Consider the following 18,313-nt stretch of genomic DNA (forward strand, 5'->3'; position numbering starts at 1 on the left):
ATACAGCTTCCAGTACCTCGGCCCAGCTGACGAAGAAATCCTCCGGTACGACAACGCAAACGACGCCCACGGCGTCGGCCGCCATCACCGACACTACCGTGGCGAGGTCGAAGGCATCGAATTTGAGGACCTTCGATCACATCTCCAGGAATTCCTCAACGAGGTTGAAACCATCCATGAGCAAGAATTCGCCTAACCACGCGCACGAACCCCCGGAGGACGTTGAATATCCCTCAACCCTTCGCATCACGTCGAAACCGTTCGAGGAGCACAAGGAGAGCGCACTAGACCGTGCCGCGCGCTGGGAGGACGGCGAAGACGTTCCACACGTCGTGAACTTCCAGGATGCCAGCCGTCTCCAGCGCATACTCACGCCACGCCGCTTGGATCTAGTGCGGAGCCTGATGGACGCACCAGCAGACAGCATCCGATCCCTTGCCGACCGCCTCGATCGTGACATCCGACAAGTCCACGACGACGTCCAGACACTCCACGAGTACCGCATCGTACACTTCCGCGAAGAGGGTGGCGCGAAACAGCCCTTCATCCCCTACGACACAGTGAAAATCGAAGTTGAGCTGACCAAGTCACTCGGGGATGCATCCGAATCGCCGGCATCGGCGTAACGAGCGTTCTCGAAAGGCATCTTCCCAGCTTCTCCCCCAGCTTCCATCCGCGAAACCGGGTTTCTGTACTTACCGATCATCCCCACATCCGTCACAGGGGAAGGATTTCAGCAGAGTCCAGTCACAAAGTTTCTGGCGGGAGGTTCTCTATTACGGTGAACATGAAATCCCGCGACTGCAGGTATTCGAACTGCAGCATCTGGTCGGTCAACGTGAAGGCCCACATAGCAGCCATCACGACATCAACGAATCCGCGGTACACTTCTCTCACGTCCGCATACGATAACTCTCTCGTAGGCTCCCGGTCCCGTTCCTTGCTCTCGTAAACCCGAACTCGCCCGTTTTCGTTGTCTGTCTCAACACCCAAATGAGAAGCTCCGTTCCGGAATTCAGGTACGACTGCCCACGTCCACGGCAGGTCGTCATTCCCGTCCAGCCACTCCATCACCGCCCCTGTACTCTCCAGTTCAACGTCGCCGCCCTCTCCTTGTAGAGTTGCTACGAGATCTCTGAACGGGATTTCAACGGTTTCGTAGTAGTACGCGTATTCTTTGAGAACCCGGCGAATGGCAGTTTCACCGTCCACTTCACCGTGCGCGTGATCTGGGATATCTTCTTGGCCGATGAATTCTCGGTCGATCATCTCAATCATCACACCGTCCGCATCACTGTGACTGCCGCCTGTTCCTGTTAGTAGCCCACGCCATTCCTTCTTCGACAATGACCGTTCGCCGAGTAACTGCTCGGTCAACTTCTCGATGTCAGAATTGCACCGGTTACGGTATTCCTCATACGCTCGTTCCGGTGATTTCGTCAAGTACTCTTTCCGGAGAATATCCTCCATATCACTATACGCGCGCATGAACCGGTCATAGTCGAAAATGACGTCGCGTGGTAGGGATTCGAAGAGCTCAGAAAACGCTTTCAGGTAGATGAGCTGTGACGCGCGGACGGTGTAGTAATCCTCAATCACGCCGTGTAATTCTGGGTTCTCCATGTCACGGTTGACTGCAGCGTCCAACGCCGGGTGGAGGTCCACTTCGTACAGGGTTTTCTCTCCGGTCAGGATTTGTTGCACCTCGCGGTGCATCTCCTCTTCGGGGTCACGCCCTGTGTCATCAGGGAGGAAGGGTTCCATGTTGTCGTAGTACTGCTCGATGCTGCCGGCCGGTGTGTCGGTGACATCTATGAGTTCGTCTTCACCGTCTCGTACGGTGTTCTTGATAGCCCAGATTGCGTGGATGAAGTCCTCGGCGTCGCCGGTGACTGTGGTTTTGCTGCCGTCTGCAGGGTCTTCGAACACGACCGTGCCGGTTCCGTCTGTGATGGAGGCGTTTTTGAGCGACTGGTGTTCCTCATGGTATAGTCGCTTGTACTCTTGGAATTCCGGAGAGTTCGGCATGGAGTCGTGTTTGGTTGGTAAGAGGACTGTTGTTTATTTGTTTTCTGTGTACACATATTAACCGATACTGCTGTCGGAGAAGACTGGATTCTTCGACAGAGAAGCGGTCTGAAAGAGCCGGTAAGCTGGTCTGCGTAGTGATCAATAAATCGTCTCTTTGGAACGGCTAATTCATCCTTGATCGTCCTGAAATAGACAACCCTGTGAGCTGTTCTATAAGACGCTGATAGCCAGCAGATTGTGCGAACTCTTTTATCGGTATTACCCGAAAACAGAGGTATGTACGATTTGACGGGGTTTCAGCGTGATTTATTGTATGTGGTTGCAGGACTCGATGAGCCACACGGATTGGCGATTAAAGACGAGTTAGAGGAGTACTACGAATCCGAGATTCATCATGGCCGCCTCTACCCGAACCTCGATACGCTTGTTGACAAGGGACTCGTGGAGAAAGGAGAACTAGACCAGCGAACGAATTCCTACACCCTCACTCGCCGTGGACGTCGTGAAATTGCGGCGCGTCGCAACTGGGAATCTGACTATATCGACATCAACGCCGAAACCGCATAATCACCAGTTTTTCGGACGTGAAACCGGATAACTATTTTATCGATTATCATGTTCTTGGGACATCCGAATATGTGCTGATTGAAGGTCAGCGACGGTGATCTCGCACCAGGATATGCGCCGTTGTATGTGTGTCAGGCAGGCCTACTGCTGGATTTCGCGGTAGTCTCCGGTTCGCGGGCTTCTCCGTGAGTTCTCTTTCGCTGGCTCCGTTGAAATCCGATTGGTCAGACACTATTACAGTGAACTAGTTGGTGAGTGGATGTGCACACGACACGCTTTTCCAGTTATAGGATTGTGTCCGTCCACTCCTTACTACAGCCCGTGCATTCCCAGAAATAGACTGCCTCCCCGCTCACGGTTCCTTTCCCGTTCGTGTAGGCTATCGAGCCACACTCAGGACAAGAACTGGCGGGCATGATGTGTGCTACTATTTTGGGTGCGGATGATGTTGTTGGCCGGCTATCTATCCCATATACTACTCGTGAGTGTGATTCTGTCTACGGCCATCACGGTGAGCGCAAAGACCAGGAAAATCACGGTGAGTGACCGCAGGAAGAACACCGGAAATCGGGCTGGGACACCAACGAAGTAAAGCGATGCAGCGAACGCGATGAACGAGGTCACAATTGCCGCGCCGTATGCCCGGTTCGCGGGCTTCATCATCGTCGCTGTTCTCAGCAATATGGAAAATACTCACGGATCGGGTCAAAACCCGTTCACATACACCAAACACCCAGGGGAAGTCAGATTGAGCAACGTATCCCACAGTATACGTTGCCCTCAAATCCTATCCCGGTATAGATATCTAACAGCCCCGATGACGCTGTCGGAGAATGATTTGTCTTCGCAATACTGCTTAACGTGGTATTCGGAACGGCACTCGGAACAACAGTGCTCCAAGGCATCACACAGGGTATCGTTGCCGGCGTCGTCGCCGGAACCATCGCTGCTCCGGTCTTCCTAGAATGGATAGACCTCTCTTTGAAGCGGTATCAACTCTCCTCAAAACGTGAACATTCGCCCTGTTGGAATACCGTACGTAGCGGTCAGCAGTCTGTCTCCATACACCGACTCTGGCCCGATCACTCGCTACGAATCCCGGTGAAATCGGTTACGAGGAGACTCGCCGCCCAATCCCGACAACACCGATGATTTCCTCATCATCCTCCACTGGTGTGCCGGTAAATTCATACGGTATCTTCTCGCCATCCTTGGTCACGAGGTCTGCTTCGATCACTACCTGTTTGCCATCCGACAGCACCTGCTCGATCACCGCCTCGATTTCAGCTTCCGTCTCATCATCAAACAAATCCATCGGCGTCAGCTCCCGAATCTCCGCTGCAGAGTATCCGATAACGTCCTCGAATTCATCGTTCCACCGAGCGTAGTTGAGATCCTCATCAAAGACATAAAAGAGGTCATCAAGTGAGTTCAGTGCCGTCTCCAAAAACCGCTGTTCACGCCGAAGCTCCTCTTCACGGCGTTTCTCCTCAGAGATATCACGGACAACGCAGACGTGCCCACCGTCGCTCAACTGTGTCAGACTTAGCTCTTCGACGACACGCTCGCCATCAGTCGTGACGCCAACCGACTGGCCTGTCCACGACCCCTCGGATTCAAGCGCCGGCAGAATCTCTTGATAGAATCGGTCGGCCTCCGATTCGGGATACAGCGACTCCCAATGGTCATGCAGTATCTCTTCTCGGTCCGCGGAGTACACGTCGGCGTACGCTTGATTCAGATACACGTACTCGCCGTCCTCATTCAGAATCCCGATGCCCTCTTGGGCCGACTCTAAGGCCTGGAACCCACGGAACACTTCCTGTTCGGCTCGATATTTCTCAACCAGGTTCTTCACGCGGTTTGCCAGGACAGTGTATTGATCTGTGCTACTGCCTTTCTGCAAGTACTCCGTAACGCCAGCAGTAATCGCTTCACTCGCAATCTCTTCGTCACCTTTCCCAGTAAAGAGAATAAACGGAAGCTCCGGATATTCCTCCCGAACTACATCAAGGAAATCAAGTCCGTTCTGCCCCGGCATCTCATAATCACTGATGATACAGTCAACCGTGTTGTCTTGGAGAACCGCTAACCCATCTTCAACGGTCGTTTCGGTTGTGACAGTGATTTCGTCTCGTTCTCGTTCAAGAAACGTTTTGACCAACTCCGCGAATGCGGCGTCGTCGTCTACGTGTAACGCGTGTATTGAATCAGCTGTTGGGGATAAACTGAGTTCTTCAAACCCTTGGAGATTCTCTGGGTGGGACATATGCGGCAATAGCGACCTCGGTGTCTGTCTTCTGTCGCCGAACTAAGTTGAATGCCGTGATTTGCGGTGACACACGCCAAAATGTAGGAATTCGCTACTTCACTCGTCGGTTACTGACCTAGAATCAAGGGATAATGGGGCAACATGTTGTGTCCAACACCGTGATAGAAAATACATACTTATAGGTAGTTCACATTTTCTCGGCTAGATAAATTCGATACCAGTGATTTCGAAGCGTGCGCCGCCAGCATCACTTTTCGTGACGCTGATTTCCCACCCGTGTCCGTTCACAATCTGCCTGACAATCGACAATCCATAGCCGGTCCCATCCTTCTCGGTTGAATACCCATACTCGAAGATGTCGTCCTGAATTGCCTCTGGAATCCCTGGTCCAGTGTCTTCGACATACAAGCCTCGATCAGCCGAGAGTCGGCCGACGTGGATAGTGACTTCTCCACCGGCATGTTCGATTGCATTCCGGAAGAGATTCTCGAAGACGCCGTGCAGGCGGCTCTCGTCGGCTTCAATTTCCCCGAGATCTGTGCGGATATCGAGTTCCGCGGTTCCCGTCCTCACATTTCGCCACGCTTCGGTGGCACACGCCTCAACATCAACTGTCTCCGTTTCCCCGATTACTTGCCCTTCTTTCGTGAGCGCAGCCACATCCTCGATGAGCGAATCAATCCGTTCGAGCGAGTCAGCGACCTGCTCTAACTCCGGGATATCGTGGTTTTCCTGCGCGAGCTCCGTATACCCACGTGCGACCGACAGTGGATTTCGAATATCATGGGTGAGGATGTCCGAGAACTCAGTTAGACGGCTTTTTTGGTCGTGTAACTGCTCTTCGTGGTGTTTGCGTTCGGTGATATCCCGAATAATCCCGGTGAAATACTGTTCGCCATCATGTTCGTGCTCTCGGAAACTGATTAGTGTCGGGACTTCGTGGCCGTCTTTGTGCAGCGCGGGTAGTTCAACCCCATCCCAGTCAATATTTCGCTCCCCAGTTTCGACGTAGGAGTCTAACGCAGCGGCGTGAACGGGTTGTAGCCGCTCGGGGATGATCTTCATTTTTGGACTGCCCACCAGTTCCTCCGGTGCGTAGCCGAGAATATCTTCGATAGCTGGGTTCGCGTAGACGATTTCGCTATCCGGATTGATCGTCAGCATCCCTTCTGCGGCGTTTTCGACAAGCGTTCGGTAGAACTCCTCAGACCGAACGGAAGAGACCTGCCCAGCCATTTGGTTACAGTATTAACATACGGGTTCTAGGGATAAACACTTGCTGGATAGTCGCCGATAATACCCAGTAGTTCAGTGCTGCAGGCAAGATCTAGTTGCCTGTTTGGAGGTTGACTGTCCACTCCGCGAAGTCTCGGTTGCATAAATCGTTGACCGAGTCGGTTGCTGTGCTTAGCGTTCACCGGGGTCGTCAAAGATGGTGTACGAACCGTTCTCTGACACTCTCTGCTGAGGAACGCAATCAGTCACTCAGAGATCCGGTGGTGCGCGATTTCGCCTGATCCACAGTGAGGACACTGGTCTGCGTCTGGTTGGAGTTTCGTTCCGCACTGGCGGCACTCAACGACGACCTCCGCCTCATGACTGGAGAGTAGCTGAGCGAGTACCGCACGGATACTCATGAGAACCCTATATTCCGCTAGGAGTGAGTTAATGGTACTGGTGCGGGAGTTTCTCCGGAAATCCGGGGTGGACAACCAGCAAACCCGCCAAAGGCTTATCTTCCAGACGGAGTGAACTCCACGTGGAAGGACCTGTCACACGCTCCTTCTACCCCATGAGCATGCCTACTGATGACTCGTCGCTCGGTCAGTGCCCGGACTGCGGCGACCCGGTCTCTGACGCGTGGCTGCTTGTTGAATACAATAAAGACGACGGGACTGACGGTGTCTGGGCGGAGTGTCCATCGTGTGGGGACGTCATCGCGCCGGAGTAGCCAGACCGCAAACTCAAGTGGGCTTCACAGCGTATCTCGACCAGAACACGAGTAATGGAGATTCCTACCCAACTGCGCTGTCTATTCGCTGGCGCTGTCGAACAGCAAGACGGAACGTATCTTATTGAGGTCCCAGAGCGCGAGATAGACCGTGGCGAGCTGCAGCAGGGCGACACGTACCGCGTGGCTGTTCTCGGAGCATCAGCCACCGACGACGCTGCCGAGACTCCCACCGACTCACAGAGCAAACAGACGACGAGCACGCCTCCTGTTACCGAAGGTGAGCAGCGAACCGTCGAAATCGAAGATATTGGGGATCAAGGCGACGGCATCACGCGTGTCGAACGTGGCTTCGTCGTTATTGTCCCTGATACCGAGCGCGGCGAGCGTGTCACCGTCGAAATCACCGACGTAACTGAGAACGTTGCCTTTGCCGAGGTCGCCGAGCGCGAAAATTACGACTAACAGTTCCTGGGTCCGATATCTGTCTGAGCGAGTGCTGGCCCGTGAGCTCGTACTAGTAGACGACTGGTGTGGAGCAGCCAAATACTCAGTGGCACTCTCGGGGAGGGGGCGTTCCATATACAGCAACTACTAGTAGATTCGCAGAGGTCGATATCCACCGTATCACCGGCGTTAATCGGCGAAATACCGGGGATATAGCACGCCGAGAATTAACTTCTAGTGTGCTCTCTCTTCACCGGCGTATCTGGTGGAATAGCCGCTCAGTAGGAATGCGAGTTTAGCAAGAACCTCTCAGCTAGTTCCGTCGAAAGACTGATACGACTACCATCGTATTTCGGATATGGGCATGTTCTCCGCGTACGGCGACCGGATTGCAGCGATTGTACTCGGTGCTTGCTTGCTGGTGGCGTATCTCCTCGTGAATCCGTTTGAACTTACATCAGACGTGGTTGCGACCGGCCTGAGCGGTATTCCCGTCACACTGCTCATTTTTGGTGTGGCAGGCGTTTCGAAACGCTCTGCCCTCCTCATCGGCGGAAGTAGCACGTTGGGACTGATGATTGGCACGTACCTCCAAACGGCCGGAATTGTTGGCTGACGCTGACTGCTGCCCCCATCAAGGAGCCAGCAGGGCCGTACCTAGATTGGTAGACTCACTCTCTGTACTTACCGCTAAGGCCAGGAAGGCTGGTTAACTGACTCGCACCGCCTATTCAACACGGCCTCATTAAACCATCAGCGACAGAGGATTTCAACAGAGCTGGATATCTACTTTTCGCGGGGATCAGAGACGACTTCGTAGCTACCAGAGTCGTACTTGTTTTCTAGGTGACCAGCGAGTGCGAGTCGTTGGATTCGATTTTGGATTGTCTGGCGAACTGGGTTACCTAAGTCTTCGAGGACACCGCGATTGTCAAGAGCTCGGTAGACTTCAGTCGGAGTCGCTTTGCCCCAAGGTTCGTTTTCAGATTGCCCTTCAAGCATGTAATCCAGGATGGCAGAGTCCAACTCATCGATAGCATCAGGGCTAAGCGGCACGATTTTGAATATGCTTATCGCTTTGCTAATAACTGTCGGATTACTTTTGCTAATATAATTATATATGACCATGCGAATGACTTTGCTAATAGCAAAAGTATAAGTGATGAGATTCAATACAGTCTGTTGCCGTCCGAGACGGCAGGCAAGCACAGGATGGATTCGTCTCAGAACACCCTGATGGATGATTTACCCCATCGTGGAGAGTGTCCTGTTCCCCGTAATCGCCGCGGCATCGTGGTGGGTGCCCGGCGAGAAACTCACATCTACTCTTGGACGAATCTCGGGTTCGATCCCCGGCTTGCCCTTGGGTGGCGACCACCGCTGATGAGATACAGATGCCAGTAAAATTCGAATACACCTGTCCCGACTGCGGTTGGACAACCGAATGGGTGTTCGAGGAGGACAGAAAGTGGCTCGAACCCGATCCAGTAACTGGATGTCCAGGGAAGAATTGCTCGAAGATCCATCGTGCATCGGCAAGTGAGATCAGCGAGGAGGAGGCGGAACAAATCAGAGAATCATAGTCCTGGCACTAAAATGATAAAATAGAGAGACACCATACTCAGAAACCACACAACCAATGCCCATCCAATTTGAATACAAATGCCCAGACTGCAACCGAATAGTTGCCTGGGTTTACGACGACGAAGAAGACCGAATGAGAGGAGATGCAGTGACAGGGTGCCCAGGATGTGACTGTACACGGCTCCACGAAGCGACTGCACGCAGAGTAGACGAAGAGGACGCTGCCAAGGTAGAAGAACAAAGATACGTCAAATAACATGAATTCATCGCATCCTCAAGAGTGACCTTAGAGGAGAATACAGGACCGGGCAGCAATATATAGCTAAACACTAAGTTAGCGTGTTGGGTACATTCGGTAACAAGATGCTTTCTCTCCCTCCGCTTGTCGATAACGCTAACCGGACAGTTGAAGACGTCTACAAGAAAATCATCCCGCAGATCGAAGAAGCACGCATCGCCACCGGCTACTTCTACCTCTCTGGCTTCGACCTGTACCGCGAAGACCTCGAACAACTCGCTGACCCAGACGAACTTGGTCACGCCCCAATCCGCATCCTGATGGGGCGGCAAACGAACCGCAGCACAGCAGATGAGATCGGGGAAGGACAGAGTCTACGCGACGAACTCAAAGACGAGGTCGAAGAGAGCATCGAGGACCTCAACAACGCACAGCTAGACCGACTGGATCGGCTGCGAGACTTCATAGCCGAAGACAAGGTTAGCGTCCGTGTGCGAAATCCAGAAAACGGCTACTTCCACGCCAAAGGAGCATCATTCCGAGCACCAAACGACGATGACGACTGGGACACTGACAACGATACAGACACGCGTCCGTGTGCGACAATCGTTGGATCCTCAAACTTCACCGCGAGTGGTCACCGGAACAACATCGAACTGAATCTCACAAGCCAGGACCGACCTGAAGCTGAGGCGTTCGAAGACTGGTACGATAACCAGTGGGCAAATGCTGAGGACTTCAGCGAAGAGATCATCCGGATCATCGAGAACAGTGAGAAGTACCAAGACTGGCAGGACCAGCAAGAAGACGAGCCAGATGATGAAGACACACCTGATAACTTGGGGACGTACATCGAGCCGTTCGAGTTGTACAAACTCCTTGCGTACGACGAACTAAGCGGGAACGTCAACATCCGCGACAGCCCGCTGTACTACTTCCAGACACTCGGCTACGAGAGCGCGAAGGAGAAACTCTCCAGGTTCAACGGCTGCATCATCTCCGACTCGGTCGGCCTCGGGAAGTCCTTCATCGGCGGTGAACTCCTACATGACTACCGCCAACGCGGAGATCATTGTCTCCTCATCGTCCCTGCGAACCTCACCGAACAGTGGGAAGACCTCCTCCAAGACGACACCGACGAAGACGGGAACCCATACTTCGGGCTCGAAATCGATGGAACACACCTGGACGTGATGAGCATCAGCAAGTTCCAGAACCTCACGTATGATGAGGTTCAGAACCTCAAAGACGCATTCGATGTCGTCCTAATCGACGAAGCTCATCGCTTCCGGAATCACGGCAAGTGGCGGCCGAACCCCGACGACGAAGACGACTACAAAGGAACTCGCCGGCACGCGAACCTGCGGCAGCTCCGCGGGAAGACGATGATCATGTTGACGGCGACACCGATTAACAACTCTGCGACCGACTTGGAGAACCTCATCAGCCTATTCACCAGCCCCGAGGAACTGCGGAACAAGGCATCGCTGGACTTCGACGCCTTCGAGGAATACATTGAGTTGTCAGAGACGCGGAAGCAGATCGCTGCGGGGAAGGAGGAAGCCACCGAAGAGGAGCAGCGGAAGATCACCGAACAGCTCCAGCGGCATTCGGAGGAGATCTCGAAGATCCTGAATGAGGTGATGGTGCTCCGGACACGGAAGCACGTCAAAGACCAAATTCAGGATGAGGAGGACTTCGAGATGAGTTTCAAGCCGCCAAAACTCAGCAAGGAGCAGTACTCGCTCCCGGCGGCATACCAGCCAGTATACGGGATGCTGCCAGACGTGATGGACGCGCTCCACCTTCCGCACATTACGGTGAAGAACCCGAAAGCTGGGGGGACGCTGAAGGCGCTGTATAAGCTGAATCTACTCAAGCGGTTGGAATCTTCGACGTATGCATTTGTGCAGTCTATCGAGACGCTGCACCGGAGTGAACGGCAACTTCTCGGCCTTCTCGATGGCCTCCCAGAAGATGAGCAGATCGATGTACTGCGTGCTGCTCAAGACGACGAAGAATCGGAGACGCTCGATGACTTTGTAGAAGGAGATGATGCCGCCGAGGATCTTGAACAGACGCTGGAAGAGTTCGGGTTCGATGCGACCGCAGTTCGTGCCGACGAAGATACGGAGAGTGATAGTCCGGACGAATTGGCGGATGCGACAATTGGTGAGGTGAAGACGTACATCCGGGAGGACCTGACGCTGTTAGCGTACTTCCTGTCGCAGTTCATCGGCGATATTGCTCAGGACTCTGGCGATGTGAGCGACCAGGCCGTGTCTACACGGCAGTGGCTTCACGATCATAATGCCGGTGTTCTCCCAGACGTTCCCGAAGAGGAGCTGAATCCAATTCTCTACCCGCGAAGTGACTTGAGTGATGTTGATGAGGCGACGCGGGAGTTCTACGAGGCGGTGTTCTCGTTACGAGAGTTCCGTGATCCGAAGGTTGAGCGGCTCGCGGATGTCCTGAACGGGTATGATGATGAGAAGGTTCTCGTCTTCACTCAGTACCGTGCTACGGCGGACTACGTCCATCGAACACTTCTCAACGATCCTAACTCGCCTCTCACAGAAGCGAATAGTGCCGTCGTGAAAGGCGGTGACGAAAACAAGCAAGACGTTATTCAGCGGTTCGCACCGGAAGCCTCGGGGTACCAGCAAACGCTGGCTGAATCCGGGGAATCCGAACTCCAGTATGTTATAGCAACTGACACATTATCGGAAGGGGTCAATCTTCAGGACGTGTCTGTACAAGTGTCATTTGATTTACCATGGAATCCCATGCGTATCGTTCAGCGGGTGGGTCGGATCGACCGGATCGGGAGTACCGAAGAGAAGTACGTCCACAACTTCTACCCTGACGGAGACATCGAAGCTGCGATTAAGCTCCTGAAGCGGCTGCAGGCGAAGATCAACGACATCGCACTCATCGTTGGGAAAGAGAACAACATCCTGGACCCGAACGAGGATCAGATTCTGGAGAAGACTGGTGTGGAGACGGAGAAGACGATTGGCGAGTTGCAGGTGGACGAGATTGAAGACTCGTTACAGAAATCACGAGAGATCGAGGACGTGAACGAACTCGATGACACGAGTAAGAACCCACTCCTTCGAAATGCAGGGAGTAACGAGCACGCCGCGTACGAGCGGTTCCTGCTCAAGAAGGAGTTGAACGAGGAGTTCGGGCTTTCAGAAGATGACTTCGAGTACGCCGCAGACTACTTTGAGGAGTCCCCAGAGGAACGGGAACGCCTGTACACGAATATCACCGACCATGATTCCGGCCCGCGTCCAGGCGTGTTTGGGCTTGCACACCTCTGGTTCGATGACGACGACCACGAATCACCACTGGGCCGTGTGCGGCGGGCCTTCTACTACAAGCCGTTCAGCGACGAAGTCAAGGAACGGCCTATCGGGACCCTCAAAATCGACCCAGAGGTGAGCGGAGAACCGATAACGGGGAATGCCGACAACGTACTCTCCAACCGGGAGGCAATCCAAGAGGTACTTGACGACCGTCTTAAAGCGATTCGAGAAGGGCAAGTTGAGGGTGCATTCAAACAGGGAGACTCCTTCTCGAAAGAGCAGGAAACGATTCTGGACTTCATCGCACACTACGTACAACCGAACCACGGTGAGATGGCTGCTCCTGTAGACGAACACGAAACACTCGATGAATGGGCCGAAGACCTCCGAGAACGCTTACAGGACGTGAAGCTAGCCAACACTGATGAAGATCGTATTCTCCGGGAGACCTTCCGGCATAACGAGCAGTACGATTCGTTCCCAGATTGGCCACCGGTGGAGTTCTTAGAAGAGTTAGAAGCGTTCCTGGAAGAGAACGTGGAGGGGTCCACAGAGTACCAAGCTAAGTTGGTCGGGGAAAGCGAGGTACAAGCCCGGTTGATGTGTTGGGGCGTAGTTGGGTCGTAGTCAGTTCCGACTGTGACTACACCTACGGTTTGGGTCCTTCTTCTTCCAACTCGTCGTACTTCTCGAATACCATATCGAAGTACTCCTGGGCCATCTTTCTCGGATTGTTGACCCGGTGGAAGTCTTCAAGAACGAACTCTGCGTCTTGCTGGTTAAGGCCGTATGCGTGGAATGCGGCGGCGTCGATCTCGGCCTGTAGCTTCAGCCGTTCGTCTTTGTCAGTGGCAGGTTGGACACCACCAAGGCGTTCACGCATCTCTTCGAATTCGGGGCCATAGCAATTCAGCCGCGCGGCGCGGTTTGAGATGTACTCAAACCAATCATCACCTTCGGTGAGGTGGGGTATCTGAGATTCCTCAAATTTGTACATGACAATAGTTGTGTCAATTTTTGTTCTCATGAGGAAATCAAACGGGATGCTATTCATCAAGCCAAGTGTTGAGAAAAGTTCCTCATCAGTAAATATCCGCTCATAGACGTTGTGGAGTGGATTCTCTGAAAGGTGGTTCTCGTCAGGATTAACCTCATAGGGACGAACAGTATGGAGTTTATTATGACAGACTACGCCGTTCGGAATTACGGAGGCGATCATTGTCCGCTCGTTCGTGGAGTTCGTGATATCCCGGTACACAATCCGATATTCAGTACAATCCAGCAGAACGTCTTCTTCAGAAAGCTCCTCACCACGGTGCTGATTCAGTATTTGATTGACGAACCTCTTTTGTGACCCTGATCCATCGAAGGCGTCGTAGAGTCCACGTTTCAGCTTTCGGTGGTTTTTCTCCCGGATTCGCCTTTTCGCACTCTGGTCCGGGTTTTTGTCTTCGTCAACACTCCAGAACTTCGTTGCTTCGAGGTTTTCTACGTAATCAGGGCTGTACGCATACTGATAGACGTTGCTGCCACCGAGAACGGGATAGTCACCTTTCTCTTCCTCTTCGACAAATCTGTCTCGATCATTAGTTCGGTGTAATTCGGCATACGGTTTTGCGTACCAACTACCCTCCTCTCGCTCCGAAATAGGGGGATGATCAAGAATTTTCTCCAGTACTTCAACTTCTTTCTCTTCTTCGAGGTACGGGAAAATGCGTGCCTCAGGAGAGTACTCTTCAAGGACCTTGCGAGAGAGATACATTCCGTCACTCTCCAGATTTCTCAGGAGGCTCAGGTCACCGTCCCTATACCCGCCGTACACCTCATCTGTCTCACCCGAACCCTCGAAAACCGGTACGCCGAAGACGAACTGGTTATGAACGCCCTCGAAGATGCCACGGTTCGTGAAGATAGGTAACGCCTTCAGATCAGTCTCGTTGAGAAGGTGGAGACGCAAGTCCTTGGCCGATGCACCGTTGAAGATTACCCCCGGCAGAACTTGACTGACATAACTTTCGTCACGTGCGAGTTTGAAGACCCGCTCGAAGAATAGTGCAGACAGATCGTTCTCAGTAGTGGATTTCGTCCCGCCGACAGTCGGACTCTGAAGTTCGTAGTCTGGTGAGTTACTGTAGTACTCCGCCCGCATCTCCATCTCATGCTGGTACTCTTCCCATCCTTTGGCTATCTCCTCGTCTTCCAGCAGCTCATCTTGCTTTTCGTCTTTGTTGTCCGGCATCCGCTGACGGAACACCTCATCGTACTTGGAGAAGTAGTCGTCACGGAGGGGTTTGAGACGGTCCCATGGGGGGTTTCCAATCAGAACGTCGAATCCACCGTCAGCGTAGACCCCAGCAAACTCCAGCACCCAATGGAAGGGGGAGAACTCCTGAAGGTCCTCCATCTCCATGTCCTCGTAGCCGATCTCGTGAAAGCGACTGAGAATGCTAGCATCAAAGTCGCTACTGTAGCTCTTTATGAGTTGTTCCGCTTCAGCGCGTTTCTTCTGTGCAGCCTCGCTACTGACAGCGTTCTTGTGGCCTCGAACCGCCTCCAGAACGTCACTATACTTGGCTTCGACTTTGTTTTCCACGGCACCCCACTCAAGCAGAGTATTTTGCTGGGCTTCTGTGTCGTCGTCGTCCATGAACGACACATACCCCATTAGCGAGTTCCCCTGACGAATGTTGAAGTCGATGTTCGGGAGGGGTTCGACTTCGTTGGGTTCATCTTCGATGTCTGCAACCATCGACAACCAGAGGCGGAGCTTGCAGATTTCGACTGCGCCTTCATCGATATCCACTCCGTACAGGTTGTTCAAGATCACTGTGCGCTTCGCGTACAGCGATGCCCCACCCTGTCCTTCGTTGATCTCCTCCAGCTCGTCCCGGGTACGAGAATCCAACTCCCAGCCTTTGCCTTCCTGTTCGAGTTGCTGGAAGTACTCAATGCACTGCATGTAGATGTCCACCAGCACGTCCTGTGCAGCGAGCAGGAACGCACCACTGCCGACCGCCGGATCAAGAACGTGCGCCTCCTTCAGAATATCGTGGTACAGCGTTTCGACGTGGTTCGTCTCCACGTTCTCAGTAGGAACCTGGCGAGTCATCGTACCACCATCCGCGACCGCCTGTTCACCACTGCTGGCTTCTACACCAGGGAATCCGAACACGTCGTCAATTTCGTCGTATTCGGCATCAACAGCGTCGTTGAGTTGGTCAAGCAGATACGGGTGGATTGTCCGGCGGGACATGAAGCCGGTGATCTCTTCGGGCGTGTAGTATGCGCCCATCTCTTTCTGGTTGACCGTCTGCTCGAAGATGTGCCCGAGAATCGCGGGTGAGAGGTTCTTCGGGTCAACGATGTCCAGCCGCTCGTCCACGTTCCAGTTCCATCCCGATAGGAAATCCAGGATGTCATCGAAGAGTTCGTTCGTCTCCTCAGCAGACTCACCAAGCTTCGCATCCGGGAAGTTCTCCTCAACAGGATTCTTAGCGAACAGACCACCGTTCAGGTACGGGAGGCTGCCGAAGTCGGGATTCTGCTTGTCTTCTGCGAGGTAGTCGAAGAACAGTGGCCGGTAGAAGTTCTCGTACCGGTCTTCACCGTCATCCACGACGTCGCCGGGCTGTTCGTGCAGGTAGTTCGGATTCCGGTCCAGCAGACGCTTCTCTTGGATGAAGTACAGGAAGATCATCCGATCAAGGATGACCTGCACATACCGTTGCTTCGCGTCACCACGGTCGTCCGGAATTCCAGAAACCTCCTGAACGAGATCGGTGCGGAGGTCCTCGAACTCTTCATAGAACTCTTCGACCACCTGCTGTGTGTCGTACAGCGTGTCGTAGATCGCAGCGGAAGAACCGTACTCAATCGAGTTGAGCTTCTTCAGAACGGTGTTCTTCTCTCCGCTGTCGCGCGTGAACTGGTCTTTGCTGAACGAGATCTTCTGGTGTTTGATGCGACCGTGCTGCTGACCTTCCCAGCTCCGCATCCGCGTCAGGAAAGTGAAGTCCTCAAAGTCATTCGTAGCGACAAGGTTCGTATGCCGGGAACGGTTATCGGGCTTGAAATCAGTCGCTGATTCGCCAGGTCCAGCGTTGACGATTACGACGAATTCGTCGTCACCGAGTTGAAGAACGAGTTCATTATCCTCTCCGAGGTTTGAGCGTGGTTTCAGCCCGCGTTTCTCGAAGGAGTCAGCGATGTCCTGTAGAGAGTCCCAGCCCGCGATATCGTCCGCGGTAATCTGCTGGAGAGCCATACCACTTGAAAGCCACCTTACTCTTATCAAGGTATGGGAAACTCACCACTACGCAGTCACCGAGTTTCACGTGATGAGGGTGTTTCGAAGGTGTTGGGTAGAAGGTCTATTCTGAATTCACGCATCCCTCCGATTCATAATCACAGGATCAAATCTTGGTATCAAGAAGAACTCCATGCAATACGGACAATTCAAATCCGACTACCCGAACATAGCGGGACTACTACCGCGGAACTTCATGGCCGATGCTGACGAGGAAAACACGCTTCGGCGAGCAGTCGCGCAGGATCGAACCGAGTACCTCGAAATCATTGACACGCTTGCCAAGAAAACTCCTGCAGAAGAAATACGGAAAGACCCAAATCGGCTAACTAGTAAAACCAACTTTCAGTCCTTCTATGCGGAGATGAAAGCATATGTCGCGTTGAAGCACTGGGTGTTCGCTCCGTACCCTGCCGATGTCCAGGGAACCCAGGGTGAGCCGGATTACGAGTTCAATATCGGGGAACTCGATATCGAAGTTGCCAGCAGAACGTCGTGGGACAAGGTAGACAACGTACGAGTGGCGGTAGAGGATAAGCTGGACAACACGCAGTATACCGCGCTTATCACACTGAAAGACGATTTCATCAAAATCCCGTACAAAGGAAACGAGATTGCTCACAACGAGCAGCTGGTCGATGACATCGTGGGCCAGATCGTCAATCTCGATACGTCCAACCTGCCGTCCTCAATCAATAACAACGGGTTTCAGATTGAATTCGAAGACACAGGAGGTGGCGGGTCAATCATTCGGTGGGAAGGTGCTGAGCGAATTCCATTAGATCCGAAGAACAGTATCGTGGACCAGATCGAAGACAAAGTGAAAAAACAGCGTGGAGGCCGCCCACTCCTCCTATTCTATGATGCGGATGTCTCGTTCCTTGAACCGGAGGATATGCGGCAGCTGCTGCACGGTGCCAAAACAGGCGGTCAGAATCAGGAAGTCTCCGACACGGTGTATCAGCACCGAAACGTGTGGGGCGACTATCTACGAAACAACGAGTATATCCCGGAATCAGGCAGGACGACGTATGCGAAGGCGGTCAAGCCTGATGATCCAAAGTTTGATCTGAAACATGAGGGTGACGCGTGTATCTGCAGTGGTGATGAAGGACTATTCGCAGATCGGAAGTTCGACCGAGTAGCTGGTGTCTTGTTTATTGACAAACCAGGGTATGGCTATTTCTTCCCGAACTTCTATTCAGAGAAGATGAACTTCCATCAGCTGTACCGCGGTGTTTCCAGGAACATGGAGGTACGGTCGAACAAATTTAAAGACTTACTCTGAAGGCCTCTAGAGCCGAGAAGCAGTCAATAATCATCTTCTGAAGAGTGTTCTTCTAATGGCGTCGTGGGAACAAGATCACCGTGCCGGAAATCAATAGGAAGAACCTCGCCCGTTGACCGTCTTTTTACGCGGTAGAGGTACTGGTCACGGTCACGCCCTGTCTCAGTGTTCAAATCATCCTGCAGACGGGCAGTGACGATGCATTTGACGCCGTGGTACCGGACGTCGGGGTCGTCTTCACCCACGTACACGGTTACTTCATCTCCTTTCGAGTACGGTTCAGATGCTGGCTGTGGAGGATTCATTGCGTAGTCATCG

At 53.1% G+C, this 18,313-nt stretch carries 15 protein-coding genes; 8 read left to right on the plus strand and 7 right to left on the minus strand.

The window, feature by feature from the left end; translation table 11 throughout:
* Both ACQE3M_RS16205 and ACQE3M_RS16210 read left to right on the plus strand, forming a co-directional pair.
* On the plus strand, positions 1-196 hold a 196-nt coding region (locus ACQE3M_RS16205), incomplete at its 5' end, for a toxin-antitoxin system TumE family protein (protein ID WP_430506563.1).
* Positions 177-626 (plus strand): HVO_A0114 family putative DNA-binding protein, encoded by a 450-nt coding sequence (locus ACQE3M_RS16210; protein ID WP_430506564.1) that lies wholly within the window; start codon positions 177-179, stop codon positions 624-626. The genes ACQE3M_RS16205 and ACQE3M_RS16210, both read left to right, overlap by 20 nt.
* Before the next feature lie 121 nt (positions 627-747).
* Here ACQE3M_RS16210 and ACQE3M_RS16215 read toward each other — a convergent pair whose 3' ends face one another.
* A complete protein-coding gene (locus tag ACQE3M_RS16215; RefSeq protein ID WP_430506565.1) occupies positions 748-2,028 on the minus strand; it encodes a hypothetical protein in 1,281 nt (426 codons plus the stop codon).
* Positions 2,029-2,307: 279 nt separating this feature from the next.
* Between ACQE3M_RS16215 and ACQE3M_RS16220 the strand changes: the two genes are divergently transcribed.
* Complete coding sequence (locus tag ACQE3M_RS16220; protein WP_430506566.1) at positions 2,308-2,598, plus strand: PadR family transcriptional regulator; 291 nt, start codon at positions 2,308-2,310, stop codon at positions 2,596-2,598.
* Between the two features lie 459 nt (positions 2,599-3,057).
* Here the strand turns inward: ACQE3M_RS16220 and ACQE3M_RS16225 are convergent, their stop codons facing one another.
* The 3 genes from ACQE3M_RS16225 to ACQE3M_RS16235 form a co-directional block, all read right to left on the minus strand.
* Entirely contained in the window at positions 3,058-3,258 is a 201-nt protein-coding gene (locus ACQE3M_RS16225) for a hypothetical protein (protein ID WP_430506567.1), read from the minus strand.
* Positions 3,259-3,709: 451 nt separating this feature from the next.
* Entirely contained in the window at positions 3,710-4,867 is a 1,158-nt protein-coding gene (locus ACQE3M_RS16230) for a PAS domain-containing response regulator (protein WP_230892558.1), read from the minus strand.
* A 204-nt stretch (positions 4,868-5,071) separates the two neighbouring features.
* The gene (locus ACQE3M_RS16235) at positions 5,072-6,106 is read right to left on the minus strand and encodes a two-component system sensor histidine kinase NtrB (protein WP_430506568.1); all 1,035 of its coding nucleotides are present in this window, start codon (positions 6,104-6,106) and stop codon (positions 5,072-5,074) included.
* Positions 6,107-6,668: 562 nt separating this feature from the next.
* On the opposite strand from ACQE3M_RS16235, the gene ACQE3M_RS16240 reads away from it, so the two are divergent.
* The 3 genes from ACQE3M_RS16240 to ACQE3M_RS16250 all read left to right on the plus strand — a co-directional run bounded on the left by ACQE3M_RS16240 (position 6,669) and on the right by ACQE3M_RS16250 (position 7,884).
* Complete coding sequence (locus ACQE3M_RS16240; RefSeq protein WP_230892556.1) at positions 6,669-6,821, plus strand: phage terminase large subunit family protein; 153 nt, start codon at positions 6,669-6,671, stop codon at positions 6,819-6,821.
* A 54-nt stretch (positions 6,822-6,875) separates the two neighbouring features.
* Positions 6,876-7,286 (plus strand): TRAM domain-containing protein, encoded by a 411-nt coding sequence (locus tag ACQE3M_RS16245; protein ID WP_230892555.1) that lies wholly within the window; start codon positions 6,876-6,878, stop codon positions 7,284-7,286.
* Positions 7,287-7,626: 340 nt separating this feature from the next.
* Positions 7,627-7,884 (plus strand): hypothetical protein, encoded by a 258-nt coding sequence (locus ACQE3M_RS16250; RefSeq protein ID WP_430506569.1) that lies wholly within the window; start codon positions 7,627-7,629, stop codon positions 7,882-7,884.
* 170 nt (positions 7,885-8,054) lie between these two features.
* Here the strand turns inward: ACQE3M_RS16250 and ACQE3M_RS16255 are convergent, their stop codons facing one another.
* The gene (locus ACQE3M_RS16255) at positions 8,055-8,441 is read right to left on the minus strand and encodes a hypothetical protein (RefSeq protein WP_430506570.1); all 387 of its coding nucleotides are present in this window, start codon (positions 8,439-8,441) and stop codon (positions 8,055-8,057) included.
* Between the two features lie 774 nt (positions 8,442-9,215).
* On the opposite strand from ACQE3M_RS16255, the gene ACQE3M_RS16260 reads away from it, so the two are divergent.
* A complete protein-coding gene (locus tag ACQE3M_RS16260) occupies positions 9,216-13,028 on the plus strand; it encodes a helicase-related protein (protein ID WP_430506583.1) in 3,813 nt (1,270 codons plus the stop codon).
* A gap of 22 nt (positions 13,029-13,050) precedes the next feature.
* Here ACQE3M_RS16260 and ACQE3M_RS16265 read toward each other — a convergent pair whose 3' ends face one another.
* Positions 13,051-16,665: an Eco57I restriction-modification methylase domain-containing protein gene (locus ACQE3M_RS16265; RefSeq protein WP_430506571.1), complete on the minus strand. Its 3,615-nt coding sequence runs from the start codon at positions 16,663-16,665 to the stop codon at positions 13,051-13,053.
* A 175-nt stretch (positions 16,666-16,840) separates the two neighbouring features.
* On the opposite strand from ACQE3M_RS16265, the gene ACQE3M_RS16270 reads away from it, so the two are divergent.
* On the plus strand, positions 16,841-17,995 hold the full coding sequence (locus tag ACQE3M_RS16270; RefSeq protein ID WP_430506572.1) for a hypothetical protein: 1,155 nt from the start codon (positions 16,841-16,843) through the stop codon (positions 17,993-17,995).
* Positions 17,996-18,018: 23 nt separating this feature from the next.
* Here the strand turns inward: ACQE3M_RS16270 and ACQE3M_RS16275 are convergent, their stop codons facing one another.
* On the minus strand, positions 18,019-18,300 hold the full coding sequence (locus ACQE3M_RS16275) for a hypothetical protein (protein WP_430506573.1): 282 nt from the start codon (positions 18,298-18,300) through the stop codon (positions 18,019-18,021).
* Positions 18,301-18,313: the final 13 nt, after the last annotated feature.

The organism is Halosubterraneus shenae, from assembly GCF_050510935.1.
Taxonomy (GTDB): Archaea; Halobacteriota; Halobacteria; order Halobacteriales; family Haloferacaceae; genus JBDGPU01.

What these genes read in the sequence shown, in the direction of transcription:
- ACQE3M_RS16210 (WP_430506564.1), top strand. Translation starts at nt 177, where the DNA reads ATGAGCAAGAATTCGCCTAACCACGCGCACGAACCCCCGGAGGACGTT.
- ACQE3M_RS16215 (WP_430506565.1), bottom strand. Translation starts at nt 2,028, where the DNA reads ATGCCGAACTCTCCGGAATTCCAAGAGTACAAGCGACTATACCATGAG.
- ACQE3M_RS16220 (WP_430506566.1), top strand. Translation starts at nt 2,308, where the DNA reads ATGTACGATTTGACGGGGTTTCAGCGTGATTTATTGTATGTGGTTGCA.
- ACQE3M_RS16225 (WP_430506567.1), bottom strand. Translation starts at nt 3,258, where the DNA reads ATGAAGCCCGCGAACCGGGCATACGGCGCGGCAATTGTGACCTCGTTC.
- ACQE3M_RS16230 (WP_230892558.1), bottom strand. Translation starts at nt 4,867, where the DNA reads ATGTCCCACCCAGAGAATCTCCAAGGGTTTGAAGAACTCAGTTTATCC.
- ACQE3M_RS16235 (WP_430506568.1), bottom strand. Translation starts at nt 6,106, where the DNA reads ATGGCTGGGCAGGTCTCTTCCGTTCGGTCTGAGGAGTTCTACCGAACG.
- ACQE3M_RS16240 (WP_230892556.1), top strand. Translation starts at nt 6,669, where the DNA reads ATGCCTACTGATGACTCGTCGCTCGGTCAGTGCCCGGACTGCGGCGAC.
- ACQE3M_RS16245 (WP_230892555.1), top strand. Translation starts at nt 6,876, where the DNA reads ATGGAGATTCCTACCCAACTGCGCTGTCTATTCGCTGGCGCTGTCGAA.
- ACQE3M_RS16250 (WP_430506569.1), top strand. Translation starts at nt 7,627, where the DNA reads ATGGGCATGTTCTCCGCGTACGGCGACCGGATTGCAGCGATTGTACTC.
- ACQE3M_RS16260 (WP_430506583.1), top strand. Translation starts at nt 9,216, where the DNA reads ATGCTTTCTCTCCCTCCGCTTGTCGATAACGCTAACCGGACAGTTGAA.
- ACQE3M_RS16265 (WP_430506571.1), bottom strand. Translation starts at nt 16,665, where the DNA reads ATGGCTCTCCAGCAGATTACCGCGGACGATATCGCGGGCTGGGACTCT.
- ACQE3M_RS16270 (WP_430506572.1), top strand. Translation starts at nt 16,841, where the DNA reads ATGCAATACGGACAATTCAAATCCGACTACCCGAACATAGCGGGACTA.
- ACQE3M_RS16275 (WP_430506573.1), bottom strand. Translation starts at nt 18,300, where the DNA reads ATGAATCCTCCACAGCCAGCATCTGAACCGTACTCGAAAGGAGATGAA.